Raw genomic sequence first — 15595 nt, forward strand, 5'->3', positions numbered from 1 at the left:
GCGACTTTGCGGAAGCCCTGTGGTCCTACCGAGGCTTTGAACGACAGGTTGGAGCATCTGCGGGGTTATCGCTTTGGGGTTCAAGAATTTGGCGCACTATATCGCACGGTCGCTATTGGAGACTGGTGGGTTTAGGCAGTGTTTACACCCTCAATCCTGAAGAGCCCACAAACCTCCAACAGCCTTGAGCCGGATATTTTATGCCGTTATTTGTTTCTGAAAGAATTTAGTTCTAGTTAGCTGTTACATGAGAAGCTTATAGCTGCGTGATACCATTTTGTAATCAATTTATTTTTATTAAAAAGGAGTTTCACGAGGATGGAAGCCAGCGTGCGAGACAAAATTTACGAACTTTTCACGGATTGTGTAAATAGAACTTTATCCCGGCTTGCGAACGACGACACCAATAGACCGTTCCATGCCGCATTGCTGAGCCCGGAAGTCGTTTTTTGGAGTAGGTTTGAGAGATCTTTTTCTACATCTTTTGGTCAGGCTGTCATCGAAAAAATTTCAAGAATTATCTGCGAAGGATCTGGGGCAACTGAAAGCGCTTGCCAAAAAGATACACTAGTCAGTCTTACAACTGTTCAATGGGACGAGATTGAAACAATTGCTCGTGAATCTCGGACCGGCAATTCAGGATACAAACCCAATTGGGAGAACGATCTGGAGCGCGTGTTAGTTGCCGGAAGGTATGGAACGCCTGATACGCGACGTGTCCGAACGGATCTGTTTTGGGTTAAAGACGGTGTTGAAAATTTCATGAGCATTAAAACCGTTAAGCCTAATTTAGACCAGACCGCCGAAGCTAAACGCGATTTACTCAAGATCGCGGCCGATGATTCGAGTAGAAACGTATACTTTGGATTATATTATAATCCATATGGTGAAACACGCGAATCTTACAAGTTTAGTCCACCGAAAAGACTATTTGACTTCGTTAATGATAAGCCGATTCTGCTAGGTGCCGATTATTGGAATACCCTGGGAGGCATTGGTACTTATGAGCTGATCCTTGGCATCGCTGAAGACGTAGGAATGAGCACACGTGCGCTTATCAGTGGGTATGGTATTGAAAACCTCGCGCGTACCGGAGTGTCACCAGCTGATTTGACGATTACTGCAAATGACTTGAAGGTAAACCTGTCAACAGAGCGCACCCGTGGTATCTGATTCTCCGTCAGATTTCGCTTACGCTTCGGAGCTGGTCTATTTTGACGAGAAGGTCATTGAGCGATGCATAGCACCCGTTTTGCATCGAGAACTACATACCAAGATTAGGCATCTGTTTTCATTCTTGCGAAACAATATTGACCTAATACCCAAGCCCCGTAAAAAGAGTGTTGAAATGGGCGATGAATATCACGCGGTTTCGTTGATTTCTAAATTTGTAAAAGGCCGGGAGGCTCGTTCGATCTCCCTTCCGCAGACTGAGAGTGACCCCGTAGTTTCTATCATAATGCAGCATCATTTTGGCGTTTCTATTGAACAGCTAGATGAGGCTATTGAATGGCATCGCAATGCCATGGCTTCGGAAAATGTACTTGGTTCCCTCTTGGAAATGTATATTGCAGAGAATCTGGAACCAGTTGGTTGGATTTGGTGTTCCGGTGAGACTGTTCGTGCCGTCGATTTTATTTATCCGAAACGAGATGCAACCTGGACTGCTATTCAAGTTAAGAACCGAAGTAATTCTGAGAATTCTTCTAGTTCTAGCGTGCGGAATGGGACTGATATTGAAAAATGGCACCGCTTCAACGCCAAAGACGCCGAAACATATTGGGACAAGTTAAATGAAATATCTCAGTCAAAGTCTCGCTTGCTATCAGAGGAAGGATTTGCAGAATTTGTCCGAAGGTATATTGGTGCTTATTAGGTATGTTTGCGGCAGGCGGTTCTAATTTAATTATTAGAACCGCCTGTTCGCTCGTTACTGGGCTACAACCAACGGTGAAAATTCAATTTCCGGAAAGTTTTTTTCCTCTAGATGGCGATCTGACGTGTTCTTGTATCTAGAATATGGGAATCCGTCTAGCTCGTCCCAAATTTCGTCCGCCTCGTGCGCAATCAAAGCTCTGCCTATTGCTTCGCCCAGTCGAACTGGAACCGCGTTTCCTAGTTGCTTGTACTGCGCGAGCAAGGGGCCACTTAATTGCCAGGAATCATCAAAATCCTGTAGCCGCTTGTATTCTTGCACACTCAATGGGCGTAATTCTTCAGGATGGGCTAAGTCGGTCGCTGGCATCGCAGGATGCGTCACTAAAGTTGGAGACGGTTTATCCCAGGCAAGCCGCCTCAAGAACCCGGTCTTGCCGCCACCACTGAAATAGCTTTGTCCGAGTGCTTCTTTCTGTAGATTCTCGGGTAGATGTTTCCAGTATTGACCTGAACTGAGCATTCTGTAGTATTTTAGGCGCTTTTCTGGGAATGCTAGATGATCGTGAGTTTGGATAGCTTCCGGGGTAGAAACGGCATCATTGAAGGTGCGCCATGGGGTTAGCCCAAACCCTCCGTCTTTCGAATGCGTCGGAGGTAGGTATGGAACTCTTTCCCCATCCCGAGTACAGATTACGACGACTCTTTCTCGGACTTGAGCGCTTCCGTAATTCGCTGCGTTGTATAAGTTAAATGAAACGGTATACCCCGCAGACTTTAGTTTTTGAACAACAAACGCTAATGCGCCGCCCGGTTGCTCGTCGGGTTCAAGAGCTGGAAAACCTTTGCCACGTTGATCAAGTGGTCGATGCCTGAGTGCTGCCGATAGTAATCCTCTAACATTCTCGAGTACTGCGTATCTTGGCTTGAGCTCGGCAATTAGATCTATGAAGTGCAAGAATACGTTTCCTCGTATGTCTGCAAAGCCGCGGCGCGCTCCGGCAGTGCTAAACGCCTGGCATGGAGGCCCCCCGGCAATGACATCGATTTCGTCATCGGGGCCAAGGCCGGCAGTGTCCCGGATCTGGTCAGGCGTGTACTGCCAAATATCGCCTAGGAGTGGGAGTCCGGGGCGGTTTGTCATTATGGTTTGCCGGCACCATTTGTCGAATTCGCATGCCAAAATAGTCTCTAGTCCTGCTCGCTCAAGACCAAGGTCTAGTCCCATTGCGCCCGAGAAAAAACTAAGTACCTTCATCTTTTCTGAAGGAACCTTTTCTCGTGTTTGATTTTCGGTCACAACTACAGCGCCGGTCTCACGAGCCAGTGCAGCAAGGGCTGAGCTATCAATGCACCATGTGCGGCCAATCTGAATACCAGTAAGCCGCCCCTCACGGAGATATCGTCGAATTATTTGCGGGCTTACCTTGAGCAGCTCGGATGCTTCTCGAACGCCAACGGCCTGTGATGGTTTCAAACTTGTTTCTTCCACGAAACTTATTCTATACCATTTGCTGAGGGGTGGTGTGCGTTGCCCTGCGACGGAGTTAAATTCTATCTGCAATGATCTGGGGAGAATGCCATTTCGAGATGATCGAGTCAAACCTAACCGAAATGTCACCTACTGAACGAAGGAGATAAATCTCTTTTCCGCCTCCAGGAAATAGCTTGCATGCAATACTCGACTCATGCCTCGTGTGAGGCTGCTTGCCAGTATTAGGGTTCAGGGTATCGGATGAAATATTTTTAATATTTTTAATCCTCGCTGCTGACGTTGAGCCAGGTACCGTGATACTAGGCTGATCCTGAATTTTGAGTATATGGTATTGAGGGAATTTAGGCATTGCAGGGTGCCAGGTACCATTTGAACCTGTGGCGGATTGGTTCGCACGTTCATAGGTGAAGTTTTCAATAGGCGAGGCGGGGAAGCCCCGTTCCAACCACAGAGAAGCTGAGTCAGAATTTGGTATCGAATATTCGTGTTCGATTGGAGCGAGGTGGGTAAAAATTATGAGCCAGATTGACCAACTTTTACCTGAGCATGTGCGCTTTCTGGTTGACTGCGACACCGGCATTGACGACGCACTAGCGGTGGCCTATCTCTGCGCCCTCGAGCACGTGCAAATCAAGGCAGTCACCAGTACCCCTGGCAATGTTGACGTTGACCAAGTCGCGGCAAATAATCGCGCTCTGTTGCGACTTTGCGGAAAGCCGCACGTGCCGGTGCTTATCGGTGCACGCGAGCCACTAGAAATACCTCTGGTAACCACCCCCGAAACTCACGGTCCCCAAGGAGTCGGCTACGCCACGCTGCCAGGCTCGCCCGCCGAAACTTCGCCCGATACTGATGCCGTGGACTACTGGATCGATGCAGCTCGGGCCAACCCTGGTGAGCTCACGGCTCTGCTCAGCGCACCACTCACCAATTTTGCTCTGGCGCTACGCAGTGAACCAAAGCTTCCCTGGTTGCTGCGCAAGGTAGTCATCATGGGCGGTGCCTTCAATTACCAAGGCAACACCACACCTACCGCGGAGTGGAACACCCACGTTGATCCACACGCTGCGAAGGAAGTTTTTGCTGCCTATTCAGAAGCCGCGGAACAAGGTTTGCCTTCCGAGAAACTTCCCATCGTGTGCTCACTGGATACCACTGAGCGGTTCGAAATGCAGCCGGAATTCTTGACTCACTTGGCGGTGGAAGCCGGGTGCTCGGAGCCCGAACTTGTATTGGCAAGCGACCCGGAAGGAACTCTGAGCACTGCATCCAATCCGCTGGTGCGCTATCTGTCAGATGCCCTGCGGTTCTACTTCGAGTTCCACCGGCACTACGAGCAAGGCTACATTGCCCATGTCCACGACTACTTTGCCGCAGGTGTAGCCGCTGGAACTCTCGACTATCAAAGTCGACCCGCCACCGTGGACGTGGAAACTGAATCTAAGCTCCTCTTCGGAACCACCGTGGCCGATTTCCGAGGGCTGTGGGGCAAGCCAGCAAATGCGCACGTAGTCACCGGCAACGATCCGGAGGCCGGGTTTGCCGAACTCATTACGCGTTTGGGGAGCTTAGCGCGGAAATTGAAAACGGACTCCTGAACTCAGCTCAGGCTGAGCTAGAATTGTCTACCGGGCCGAGGTGACATTAGGCCCCGCACTCGCACGCACCCAGTAGTACTTGGGTGCACAGCCACATTCGTACCGAGGAATGCTTTTCTATGTCACCGAATCTGCTTTTGCCCGATGAAACCAGCTCCCAAGTTCTGCGTCGCAGGCTTTTGGCCGGCGCTGGCACCCTGCTCCTAGTCGGCACCTACCTGGCCCTAGTCATTACCCAACCCACGGGCATAGCCGAAGGACTGGGACAGGGCGTCGCACTGGTTACCTTTGCTGCCTACTTGGCTGCCGCCGTCATGCTTTTGGTCGCAGTGCTTCCGGACTTGCCGGTATCCACTCTCACGCTGATCCCAGTAGCGCTGGCCCTGAACATCGTTTTGGGGCAATTCGTTGGATCCGTGATGGTCCCGCTCTACCTCGACTCGATTGGCACGGTGCTCGTAGGGTTCTTGGCGGGCCGCCGGGCCGGTGCAGCCACCGGTGTGCTCAGCACACTGATCTGGTCACTGTTCGCCCCCACCGTCTTGCCCTTCGCAGCTGGTGCTGCATTGGTCGGCTTCCTTGCGGGAACCGCCGCTCGTTTCGGTGCGCTGCGCCGCCCGTATCTTGCCCCAGTGGCAGGTGTCGTGGCAGGTGTTCTGGTCGGCGTGGTTTCAGCTCCGGTGGCGGCCTTTGTCTTCGGCGGAACTTCGGGTGTAGGCACCGGCGCAGTGGTTGCGGCTTTCCGCTCCATGGGCGACTCGCTGCTTTCGGCCGTGACCAAGCAGGCCTTGATCTCAGATCCGGGGGACAAGGCCATTGTCTTCCTCATTGCTGCTTTGCTGATTTACGCCCTGCCCAAGCGTTTGAGCGGAAGTTTTGACTTCATCCGCCGTTACCGGGTGCTAGGCCAGCGCGGAACCAAGTAAGCCCATCTGCTATGCCCAAGTCCATCAACTTGCACCCATTTACCGTACTGGCTCTGGCGGCAGCCGTCGTTACGATGACCACCGCCGCTGCCCTCTGGTGGTTGAGCTGCGCGGTCATCACTGCCTGCGTACTGGTTGCCGGTTGGACAGGACATCTGCGACGGCTGGCGGTCCTCAGTGCTGCCATCCTGATTCCTACGTTCGCGTCCTTGCTCTTGATCCATGGGCTCGTCTCCCAGGAGACGTCCGGGCTCATCGCTGCGGCCGGCCCGTTCAGGGTGACTGAAGGAGGGCTGGAAACAGCCATGGTTTTGGGTCTGCGCACTGCGGTGCTGGTGGTGGCAGGGTTGCTCTGCACCTTGCTGATCGATAAGCATCAGCTGGTGGCAGCCATAGACCTGTCTCCGGCACCGCCGCAGGTGGGGTACCTGCTGGCGGCCTCACTGTTCCTCTTGCCACATATGGCCGAGAAGCAGCGCACCATCGGCCAAGCGCAGGCACTACGCGGAGCGGGAACTGGACGCGGCCTCTCGGGCTGGTTCCAACGGTTGCGGTTGCGGGCGGTCCCGCTAGTGCTTGCCTCTCTGCAGGATGCCCACGACAGGTCGGCGCACCTGTCAGCCCGCGGATTTCCTGCAGCCAGATCCCACACCAGACTGCGAACCGTAGCAGATTCTGTCACCCAGCAACGTGTCCGGTGGATTGCCCTGCTCGGCGCCGTGCTGGGCCCGATAGCAATATTGGTACCCTTCTGGGGGAGTCCATGATAGAGAATCAAGAGAACTCACGCACGGGGAATTCTGTGCTGTTCGACCTCAACATTGAGCGCTTCCGCTATGCCGGCGCCGAGCTTGATTCCTTGCGGCGCATTAATATGAATTTGGCTCCGGGCTCATTGACAGTCGTTGTCGGGGAATCCGGTTCAGGCAAGTCCACGCTAGGCGAGGTGCTGGCAGGAATCTTGCCGCGGCAGGGCGCAGACCAATGCCTGGGAACAATAAACCTGGCTGGGCAACGGATCGAATATGCCGATCTGGAAAGCCAGCGCATTAATGTGGCCGGGTGGGCCAAGCACGTCGGTTTGCTGCCGCAGGAAGCTGGGCACTATCTTTCACGGATCCGTGAAACGGTGGCCGAGGAACTCGTGTTCTCACTCGAGAACGAGGGCATGCCACGAGATGCGTTGCGCCAGCGCATCGCAGGGCTTTCCAAGCACCTGAACTTGGACCATTTGCTCGAACGCGATCCTGCGAAACTTTCCGGCGGACAGGAACGACTCGTCGCCTTGGCTGCCTTGGCTATTTCGGAGCCTTCTGCCATGATTTTGGATGAGCCGCTGGCGGGTTTGGACTCCGAAGCGACGGTCGCAGTCACCGATATGATTTCCCGGCTTCGCGCTGACGGCACCGCAATGGTGGTCTTGAGCAGGACTGCTAGGCCGTGGGTCGACAACGCAGACGCATTGATGAAATTAGCGAATGGGCAGCTGAGCAAGTATTCGGCAGAAGATCAATTGCGGGACTCCGTCCATGTGCCAACCCAACGCCGTGTCATTCCTGCCATGACAGAGGTTCTCTTGGACTTCAGCGAAGTCCAACTGGGTTACGCGGGTGCCGAGCAGCTTGTTCTCGAAGGACTGGACCTGCAAGTGCGGGCCGGTGAATGCGTTGGACTGGCGGGTGCTAATGGGTCGGGTAAAACCACGGTGCTCAAAGCCGCCGCAGGGCTGCTGCAGCCAAATTCCGGCACCCTGGCGGTATCAGCTCCTACCGGGATGCTTCTGCAGAATTCCTCCGACCAGCTATTCGAACGCACCGTTTTGCGCGAAGTATCTTTCGGCCTTCCCAAGAAGGGAACACAACGACTGAGTGTCCCCGAAGTCCTCACGCGACTCGGATTGGAAGCTTTTGCCGAGACTCATCCCTATGAGTTGCCGGCGTCGGCTCGCCGACTCGTAGCCCTAGCGACCGTTCTGGTCCGCGAACCACAGATCCTCCTCTTGGATGAACCAACTGAGGCCTTGGATTCGGTGGGTATGGCGCGCTTGCAAGAGGTCATCGACTCGGTGCTGCTGCGTGGGGGAGCGGTGCTCCTCTCCACCCACGACAAGGATTTCATGCGCAGCACCACGCACCGGATCCATCAAATGCCCGGGAAGCCCGAGCCAATAGCCCGGCTTTCCTAGTCTCGGCAACCTTCGCTCAACTCAGGTCACGTGCAAATTGTGAGTCGAGCTAGGAGGTTGTCCAACGGCAACGTGCAGCGCTGTGCGGTGACCGGGCCCGGCGATTCAGTTCAACTCGTTGCGTACGATCTTCCCCTGTGCAATGACCACCTCTACCTTGGAGAGGGCCTGTGTTCCTTCGAGCGGGTTCGATCCCAGGATCACTGCATCCGCCACGCCCTTGCGAAGCAGCCGGCCCACGCCTTGGCGCTCGACGCCGATCAGCTTCGCGGGACGGGTGGTCACCGATTGCAGCGCCTGCAGCGCAGAGAGTCCGGCGTCTTCCAACGCCTGTGCCTCGACTCCGATCGGCATGACATCCGTGCCGAACGAGTCGGTCCCGGCGACCACCAGCACTCCAGCCTCATTGGCAGCGCGCACGGCCTGCGCCAGTACCGGGCCGAACTCGCGGCCGCGCTCGGCGATCACCGGATCCGATGAGTTGGCCATTCCGGCCACCCCGGCCAGGGTCGGAGTGAATGCGGTGCCTCGGCGGGCCATCTGGCCGATGGTCTGTTCATCCACGAAGACTCCGTGCTCAATGCTGGCCACTCCAGCGCCGACGGCTCCGGCAATGCCCTTGGCGCTGTAGGCGTGGCAGAGCACCCGGGCTCCGCGGGCCGCCTTCACGATGGCCGATAGCTGCTCCCGGTCGTAGACCAGCTCCAACGGGTCTTGCTCGGCCAGGCCCGCGCGCGGATTGGCGCGCGTCTTGATGACCGTTGCGCCGCGGCGCAGATTCACCCCGGTCAGATAGGCGAGATCCTTGACGTCGCGGATGTTGCCCTCCAAGGCGGCCAGCGGAGCCAGCTCGGGATCTGCGAGGATCGAGTCGCCTTGTTCGGGGGAGACGAACAAGCCTGCCGGATGCATGCGAGGCGAAAGCCCAGGATTCCATTTAGGCAGCGAGGCAAGCGCAATGTCCTGGTAGAAGGTGGATGATCCGCTGCGCACCGTGGTCGCCCCGCTTTGCAGGATCAGGCGGACGTCCTCCAGCCCATTTGCGTGCACGTGGGCATCCACCATCCCGGGGATGATGAACTTGCCGGTGGCATCGATGCGAGTTGCCTGCCCGGCCGCGTCCTTCACCGCCTTCCGGGTGGCCTCCCGGGTTCCAACGGCTTCGACCTTGCCGTCGCGCAGCACCACCACGCCGTCTTCCACTGTGTCTCCGGTGGCAGGATCGATGAGCGTGCCGCCCTCGATGATGATCGGGACTGTTTTCAACGCCGAGCCGTGGTAGCTCGCTGCAAGTGCGCCGCGCTCGCCGGAATCCGCCGAAGCGGGTGCCGCGAAGCCAAGCGCGCCCAGGCCCGCCAGCGCCGCCGCTCCGGCCATCACGCTGCGCCGGGCGAGGACTTGGTTGGGGACCGGGCCAGCGTTGTGGTCGTGTTCGCACATGGGTGTGATTGCCTTTCGACAAGGGAGGTTTTCCTGAAACTCTATAGCAGGGCATGCTGACCTGAGGTGCAAGTCACATTGTTAACGTCGGGAGCTGCCTCGGGTTTTGCGCGTCTTGGATTTCCCGGAGATGCCGCGCAGCAGAAGGCGTGGGCAGGCGAACGCGAGTGGAATCCGGGCCGTCAGCTAGCGACCGGTTTGAGGAGAAGCTGCCGTGCGCGGAGGTCCGAGGAATCCGGTGGTTTTGCGCAGTACCTCGTCGACCGAATGCAGTTCGCATTCCCAGAGCGTTAGCGATTCCCAGCCCAGAGAAGCCAGGGCATGGCGGTTGTGGAGATCGCGGGCGATATTGGCGTCCAGCTTCGGGTTCCAATACCCGGTATTGGACGAGGGACGGCGGCTACCCACGGGGCAGTCATGGCCATGCCAAAAGCAGCCGTTCACAAAAATCACCTTCTTCTTGGCCGTGAACACCAGATCCGGCGAGCCAGGCAGCTTGCCACCGCGCAGGCGGATGTCTGGATGCTCCGCACGGATTGCGGCTGACTTCCGCGCCGGCAGCGCGCCATGCAACTGGTAGCGGTAGCCTGCGGCATGCAGCAGTCTGCGCAAGGCAAGTTCAGGTTGGGTATTCTTGCTCGCAATGCGCGACATCATCCGCGAGCGCTGCTCGGCCGATACGGTGTCCATAATCCATTGTGCGCGCTTGCTTGCGGGGCGAGCCAGCTCGGTTGGCTGGCCACAGCGATTTCAAATTTGACCTGCCCAGCGTTGGAGCAAGGACAACGAAGCAAGAGGAACAATTGGCAGGATTTCACCTACCAATTCCCACTCGGCGCGACCCAAGCAACGGACTAGTCGTCTTTCGCTTCAGGCGACTCTTCGCCAGAAAGCGATTCGGTATCGGTGACAAATCCGAAGTCCCTCGTGTCAGGCAGTGGCGACCAACCGAAGGATCCATAGCTTTCCTCGTCCGGTTCCCCGCCGTTCAGATCTGGGTCTTCGGTGCCGCCGAGGAAGTTCCGGGTCAACGTCGCGGAATCGTCCATGAGGTCCGCCGCTGAAATGCGCACGTGCCGTTCGGTGACCGGCACTCCGGCGATGGACGCGGTCAAGATGGCCCGGCGGATTACCTCGCGGGTGAATGACGCGGTAGTGCCCTCGGTCAGCTGAGCCACCGAGTCCACCGTTTCCTGGGACAACTCCAGTTTTGAACCGTAGAGCCGCAGCAGCGCCTTGCGCCCGTCAAAATCGGGCCGGGGTATCTGGACCGCCAGATCGATACGTCCCGGACGCTGGACTAGAGCCCGTTCCAAGGATTCCACCCGGTTGGTGGTCAGCACAAATGACACGTCTGCGTCAGGATCCAGTCCATCCATTGAATCCAAGACCTCAAAGAGCAAGGGCTGCGGTCCATGGCCAAAGCTGCGGTCTTCGGCAATCAGATCGCAATCCTCGAGCACCACGATGGATGGCTGCAACGCACGAGCCATGGCTGAGGCCTGCGAAACCAAGGACAAGGTATTGCCGTTGAGCAAGATGACCGTATGATCCTTAGCCGCCGAAGCCAGATAACGAACCGTGTGGGTCTTGCCCGTCCCCGGCGGGCCATAAAGCAGCACCCCGCGTTTGAGATGGGAACCGTGGGCCAAGAGGGCATCACGGTGAATTCCGATGCCCAGAACCTGCTCTTCGATTCGTTCTCGCAGACCCGTTGGAAGGATCAGCTGCTCGTCACTGATTTCTTCGCGCTGGTGGAAGGTGATGCCGGCATTTGATTCGGAGTACTCGCTGGACTTGAAGGAGATGACTTGTCCGCGGTAGATGCTGGTGGTGTGCAGTCCCTCGCGGAAATCGGCGAGGAAGGAATCGACAAGCTTCTCATCAGTGCACAAGACTTCCAAAGTCGCTTCCGGTTTGCCGTATTCCGGGTTTGCCTGGCGCAACAGGATGACCATGGGTGTTTGCCCGGTGGTGAATAAGTGAATGCCAAAAGACAGGAATCGTTGCTGCCTTCCAGGACCCACCGCTAGCGTGGTGTAGGAAGGTTCGCCAAGGACGCCGAAGTTGCCTTGAACGCCAACCAAGTCGCTCAGGTCAAAATGATGCCGTTCCTGGCCTGCCAAACCGATGACTCTTGCCTGCGGATCAACGCAGATCAATCGTTCCAGGACAATGTTCGCGTCGGCCAAGCGGTGGGACGCGAAGTTTTCAACAACGAGGGAGAGCGTGCCAGGATCTAATCCTAGATGTTCAGCCAGTACAGGGGCCAGGAGCTGCCCCTTGTGGTGCTCTTGGTATTGGTCGGCGAGTCTCGCTAATTGAGCGAAAGACTTCATGAACCCGCGCAATTCTTCATCCATGAGCCGAGAATACCAGTGGATGCGACCAATGAACCAGAGCCTGACTTGGCTGGTTAATCAGTACGCCGGGATCCGCTGAGCGTTTACCTGATCCGGTGACCGGGGAACGCTGCCGGCCGCTACCGCAGTGAAGTCTGATTGAATCCGGCCAGCTCTTCACGCCTCGCCATGATGGTGGGAGACTATCGGTATGCGAGAGTCGTAGTTTCGCGGTGACCGCGAATTCGTGAATGCACGAGAGGCGAGGACCATGTCGGACAAAGAAGTCTTGGATCAGGCAACCCGAGAAGCCAAGCTATCGCAGCTGCCGCACTGGCGATACGTGCTGGGAGTTCTGCGCACGGCCTTCAAATGCCCCTCAGCTGCCGTCGCCTTGGAGTTCTTCGCCGAAATCGGCGCGTTGGCGGAAGCATCCAACCATCATCCGGATGTGGACTGGCGCTATGACACCCTGTTCGTGTCACTGGTCTCCCATGATGTCGGGGGAGTATCGCTACGCGATACCCAGCTGGCCGAAAAGATCTCTGAGCTTGCCGAGAAGCACGGTGCCCCGGCGAATCTGAATCTCATTCGGCCGGTGGAAATCGCCATCGATACCGATGACCGGGAACAGATCTCCGAAATCTGGCGCACGGCGCTGGGCTACAAGGAGCAGAGCGACGGCAGCCTCACCGACCCCTACGGACGTGGACCGGCCATCTGGTTCCAAAGCACCGATACCCCCAATGACAACCGATTCCACGTGGATGTCTCGGTGCCGCACTCCCACCATTGGGATATCATCGATGGGCTCAAGCTCGTCGGAGCCAGGCTGAACCACGACCATGCGCCGAGCTTCGTGGTGGCCACGGATCCGCAGGGAAACAGGCTCTGCGTTTGCACCGAGATGGGCCGCTAGGTAGGTCTGCCTTCACGCCGGTCACCCTCGCCTTCGCGTGGCGGGGCACAGGTTTACTGGACGGCTGCGCTATCGAGTTCTGACCAAAGCTGAGCGAGGCTTGAGCGCCGCTAGTCCATCAGGGTTTCGGCGGCAATGCGCATATGCTCGGCAATTTCCGCATTCACCGCAGCGCTGTCGCCGGCTTCGATGGTGTCCACCAATTTGAAGTGTCGCGCGACATCCATGTTGCGCACCCCGCGCTCGAATCCACCGAACATGATGGACATGCGGATGGAACCTTCGAGCTGTTCCCAGGCATGCAGCAAGGTGTCATTCTCTGAAAGCCGGCACAGAGTGCGGTGGAATTCGAGGTCTGCTTCGATCCGCTCCTCGATTTCGTTGCCTGCCAACCGGTCCATGTTGCTCACCGCCGCGCGCAGTTGGGCAAGGGCATCGGCCAGATCCTCGCGCTGCAGCAGTGTGGTGGCCGCGAGGCTTTCGAGCGAGGCGCGGACCGCAAAGATGTCTTGGATTTCCTTGTTGTCCAGGTGGCGAACCGACAGCCTTCCGCGTTCGCCGGCGGACACGAGGCCCTCTTGCTCGAGCTGGCGCAGTGCTTCCCGCAAGGTGCCTCGGCTGATTTGCATCGAGGCAGACAACTCGGTTTCCACCAGATGGGTACCCTGCTGCAACTCGCCGGTGGTAATGGCACGGCGCAACGCAATCAGCGCCTGCTCGCGCAGGCTCTTCTTGCGAAGCCCTACCAGGGAAGAATCGGCGATGGCCATTGAGTGCCCCTAAAGCTTGGAATCCAACTGTTGATTGTTAACTGTTGATTTTAGCGCGTTGGCTGGGTGCGGTGGAAACACCGCACCCACCCAAAGGCACATCAACCTGCTGGACAACTCGGTGAATCAGTCGAGCTCTGCCAGAACCTTGGTGACAATCGAGTTGATCGACAGCCCGTAGCGTTCGTGGAGGGTGGGCAAGGCGCCTGCATCCAGGAACTCATCGGGCAGGCCAATCGGCACAACCGTGGAGGAGACTCCGCCGCGAATCATGGTCGAGGCCAAGGTCTCGAACAACCCGCCGATGACCGAATGGTTTTCCAGCGTCACCACCAGACGGTCTCCGGCGACCTCCTTCAAGACCGTTTCCGAATCGAAGGGCTTGATGGTGGGGGAATGCACCACGGCGACATCCACATTGTGCTTGGCTAGTTCCTTCGCTGCGTCCAGCGCGCGCATGGTCATCAGCCCGCTGGATACGAAGACGACATCGTTTCCGCCACGCAGGACCTTGGCCTTACCCAGTTCAAAGGTGTAGCCGTATTCGTCCAGGACGGTGGGTACCTTGCCGCGTAGCAGGCGCAGATACGTCGGGCCTGCACAGGCGGCAAGTTGCGGCACCGACTGTTCGATATCGATCGAGTCGCAGGGGTCCACGATAGTCAGATTCGGCATGCCACGGAAAATGGCGATGTCTTCGGTAGCTTGGTGGCTTGGGCCGTATCCGGTGGTCAGGCCCGGCAATCCACCAACAATGTTCACGTTGAGGTTGGGCTCTGCCGCGTCCAGGCAGAGGAAATCATAGGCGCGGCGGGCAGCGAAGACCGAATAGGTCGAAGCGAAGGGTACCAGCCCTGTTTCGGCGAACCCCGCGGCGGCCCCGAACAAGAGCTGCTCGGCCATGCCCATCTGGAAGAAGCGGTCCGGATGCTGCTGGGCAAAGATATGCATATCGGTGTATTTGCCCAGATCGGCCGTCAGCCCCACGATGCGGGGGTCATTTTCGGCAGCCTTGGCCAAGGCATGGCCAAAGGGCGCCGCGGCGGTTTTCTGGCCGGGCTCCGCGAATGAGGCGATCATCGCGGAGGTTTTCAGGCGTGGTTTAGCGGTGGCAGACATTTAGTGGTTGCTCCTTTCGAAGCCTTCGGTCAGTTGCTCGCGGCAGATTTGCCATTCGTTCTCTTCGATGCGCATGAAATGTGCCTTCTCGCGGTTTTCCAGCAGGGGTACTCCACGTCCCACCTTGGTGTCGCAAAGGATGACCGAGGGGCGGCCGGTAATGGAAGCCTGGGCTTCGATATTGTCGAAGGCCTGCAGCAAGGCGCGCGGGTCGTTGCCGTTTACCCGTTGCGCATACCAGCCGAATGCTTCCCATTTTTCCGTCACCGGCTCGGTGCGTAGCACCCCTGCGGTAGCGCCATCGGCTTGCAAGGCGTTGATGTCCACCATCGCGATCAGGTGGCCCAGCTGATGGTGTGCGGCGCCCATGGCGGCTTCCCACGTGGAGCCCTCGTCTAATTCGCCGTCGGAGAGGAAGTTGATGATTCGCTGGTTCTTGTGCTGGTGGCGCAGCCCCAACGCCATGCCCACCGCGATGGACAGGCCGTGGCCCAGCGAACCACCTGAAATTTCCATGCCAGGGGTGTACGTGGACATGCCTGACATCGGAAGCCGGGAATCATCCGATCCGTAGGTTTCCAGCTCTTCTACGGGAACGATTCCGGCCTCGGCCAGTGCGGCGTAGAAGCCAATGGCGTAGTGGCCGGTGGAAAGCAAGAAGCGATCCCGGTCCTCCCACTCGGGCTCCGCGGGGCGGAAAGCCAGCTGGTCGGCATAAACGGAGGCGAACATATCTGCTGCGCCCAATGCCTGCCCCACGTAGCCCTGGCCTTGGACTTCGCCCATATTGAGCGCGTGATGGCGGATGCGGTACGCGGCGTCGCGTACTTTTTTGGTGCGCTGATCGAGATTCAACGTCTTGTCCTTGATGGCTGTGATTGCCACGGTATGTCCTTTCAGAAGTTATTTAGCATAGGCCCTGGTCG

The 15595-nt window shown here is 57.2% G+C and carries 14 protein-coding genes; 7 read left to right on the top strand and 7 right to left on the bottom strand.

What is annotated here, in order from left to right; translation table 11 throughout:
- Positions 1-318: 318 nt before the first annotated feature.
- Positions 319-1173, top strand: coding sequence for a TdeIII family type II restriction endonuclease (locus CIK76_RS10245; RefSeq protein WP_096286072.1), 855 nt, complete (start codon positions 319-321; stop codon positions 1171-1173).
- A complete protein-coding gene (locus CIK76_RS10250) occupies positions 1163-1876 on the top strand; it encodes a SinI family restriction endonuclease (RefSeq protein ID WP_096286074.1) in 714 nt (237 codons plus the stop codon). Before CIK76_RS10245 ends, CIK76_RS10250 begins: the two co-directional genes overlap by 11 nt.
- Before the next feature lie 54 nt (positions 1877-1930).
- Here the strand turns inward: CIK76_RS10250 and CIK76_RS10255 are convergent, their stop codons facing one another.
- On the bottom strand, positions 1931-3367 hold the full coding sequence (locus CIK76_RS10255; RefSeq protein ID WP_217990372.1) for a DNA cytosine methyltransferase: 1437 nt from the start codon (positions 3365-3367) through the stop codon (positions 1931-1933).
- Between the two features lie 518 nt (positions 3368-3885).
- Here CIK76_RS10255 and CIK76_RS10260 point away from each other — a divergent pair.
- The 4 genes from CIK76_RS10260 (at position 3886) to CIK76_RS10275 (ending at position 8079) form a co-directional block, all read left to right on the top strand.
- Positions 3886-4968: a nucleoside hydrolase gene (locus tag CIK76_RS10260; protein ID WP_096286078.1), complete on the top strand. Its 1083-nt coding sequence runs from the start codon at positions 3886-3888 to the stop codon at positions 4966-4968.
- 119 nt (positions 4969-5087) lie between these two features.
- Positions 5088-5894, top strand: a complete 807-nt coding sequence (locus CIK76_RS10265; protein ID WP_096286080.1) for a glycosyl transferase family 9 — start codon at positions 5088-5090, stop codon at positions 5892-5894.
- An 11-nt stretch (positions 5895-5905) separates the two neighbouring features.
- Positions 5906-6661, top strand: coding sequence for an energy-coupling factor transporter transmembrane component T (locus CIK76_RS10270; RefSeq protein WP_096286082.1), 756 nt, complete (start codon positions 5906-5908; stop codon positions 6659-6661).
- Positions 6658-8079: an ABC transporter ATP-binding protein gene (locus CIK76_RS10275; protein ID WP_096286084.1), complete on the top strand. Its 1422-nt coding sequence runs from the start codon at positions 6658-6660 to the stop codon at positions 8077-8079. Before CIK76_RS10270 ends, CIK76_RS10275 begins: the two co-directional genes overlap by 4 nt.
- Positions 8080-8184: 105 nt before the next feature.
- On the opposite strand, the gene CIK76_RS10280 is transcribed toward CIK76_RS10275, so the two are convergent.
- From CIK76_RS10280 to CIK76_RS10290, 3 genes are all read right to left on the bottom strand, one after another.
- Positions 8185-9519: an amidohydrolase family protein gene (locus tag CIK76_RS10280; RefSeq protein WP_096286086.1), complete on the bottom strand. Its 1335-nt coding sequence runs from the start codon at positions 9517-9519 to the stop codon at positions 8185-8187.
- Between the two features lie 186 nt (positions 9520-9705).
- Positions 9706-10209, bottom strand: a complete 504-nt coding sequence (locus tag CIK76_RS10285) for a very short patch repair endonuclease (RefSeq protein WP_096286088.1) — start codon at positions 10207-10209, stop codon at positions 9706-9708.
- Between the two features lie 164 nt (positions 10210-10373).
- The gene (locus tag CIK76_RS10290; protein WP_096286090.1) at positions 10374-11882 is read right to left on the bottom strand and encodes an AAA family ATPase; all 1509 of its coding nucleotides are present in this window, start codon (positions 11880-11882) and stop codon (positions 10374-10376) included.
- Positions 11883-12132: 250 nt separating this feature from the next.
- Between CIK76_RS10290 and CIK76_RS10295 the strand changes: the two genes are divergently transcribed.
- Entirely contained in the window at positions 12133-12780 is a 648-nt protein-coding gene (locus CIK76_RS10295; RefSeq protein ID WP_096286092.1) for a 4a-hydroxytetrahydrobiopterin dehydratase, read from the top strand.
- Positions 12781-12890: 110 nt separating this feature from the next.
- Here CIK76_RS10295 and CIK76_RS10300 read toward each other — a convergent pair whose 3' ends face one another.
- The 3 genes from CIK76_RS10300 to CIK76_RS10310 all read right to left on the bottom strand — a co-directional run bounded on the left by CIK76_RS10300 (position 12891) and on the right by CIK76_RS10310 (position 15554).
- Entirely contained in the window at positions 12891-13550 is a 660-nt protein-coding gene (locus tag CIK76_RS10300; RefSeq protein WP_096286094.1) for a GntR family transcriptional regulator, read from the bottom strand.
- A gap of 126 nt (positions 13551-13676) precedes the next feature.
- The gene (locus CIK76_RS10305; RefSeq protein WP_096286096.1) at positions 13677-14669 is read right to left on the bottom strand and encodes a transketolase C-terminal domain-containing protein; all 993 of its coding nucleotides are present in this window, start codon (positions 14667-14669) and stop codon (positions 13677-13679) included.
- Positions 14670-15554: a transketolase gene (locus tag CIK76_RS10310; protein ID WP_096286098.1), complete on the bottom strand. Its 885-nt coding sequence runs from the start codon at positions 15552-15554 to the stop codon at positions 14670-14672.
- Positions 15555-15595: the final 41 nt, after the last annotated feature.

The organism is Glutamicibacter sp. BW80, assembly GCF_002332385.1.
GTDB lineage: Bacteria > Actinomycetota > Actinomycetes > Actinomycetales > Micrococcaceae > Glutamicibacter.

What these genes read in the sequence shown, in the direction of transcription:
- CIK76_RS10245 (WP_096286072.1), top strand. Translation starts at nt 319, where the DNA reads ATGGAAGCCAGCGTGCGAGACAAAATTTACGAACTTTTCACGGATTGT.
- CIK76_RS10260 (WP_096286078.1), top strand. Translation starts at nt 3,886, where the DNA reads ATGAGCCAGATTGACCAACTTTTACCTGAGCATGTGCGCTTTCTGGTT.
- CIK76_RS10265 (WP_096286080.1), top strand. Translation starts at nt 5,088, where the DNA reads ATGTCACCGAATCTGCTTTTGCCCGATGAAACCAGCTCCCAAGTTCTG.
- CIK76_RS10270 (WP_096286082.1), top strand. Translation starts at nt 5,906, where the DNA reads ATGCCCAAGTCCATCAACTTGCACCCATTTACCGTACTGGCTCTGGCG.
- CIK76_RS10275 (WP_096286084.1), top strand. Translation starts at nt 6,658, where the DNA reads ATGATAGAGAATCAAGAGAACTCACGCACGGGGAATTCTGTGCTGTTC.
- CIK76_RS10280 (WP_096286086.1), bottom strand. Translation starts at nt 9,519, where the DNA reads ATGTGCGAACACGACCACAACGCTGGCCCGGTCCCCAACCAAGTCCTC.
- CIK76_RS10285 (WP_096286088.1), bottom strand. Translation starts at nt 10,209, where the DNA reads ATGGACACCGTATCGGCCGAGCAGCGCTCGCGGATGATGTCGCGCATT.
- CIK76_RS10290 (WP_096286090.1), bottom strand. Translation starts at nt 11,882, where the DNA reads ATGGATGAAGAATTGCGCGGGTTCATGAAGTCTTTCGCTCAATTAGCG.
- CIK76_RS10295 (WP_096286092.1), top strand. Translation starts at nt 12,133, where the DNA reads ATGTCGGACAAAGAAGTCTTGGATCAGGCAACCCGAGAAGCCAAGCTA.
- CIK76_RS10300 (WP_096286094.1), bottom strand. Translation starts at nt 13,550, where the DNA reads ATGGCCATCGCCGATTCTTCCCTGGTAGGGCTTCGCAAGAAGAGCCTG.
- CIK76_RS10305 (WP_096286096.1), bottom strand. Translation starts at nt 14,669, where the DNA reads ATGTCTGCCACCGCTAAACCACGCCTGAAAACCTCCGCGATGATCGCC.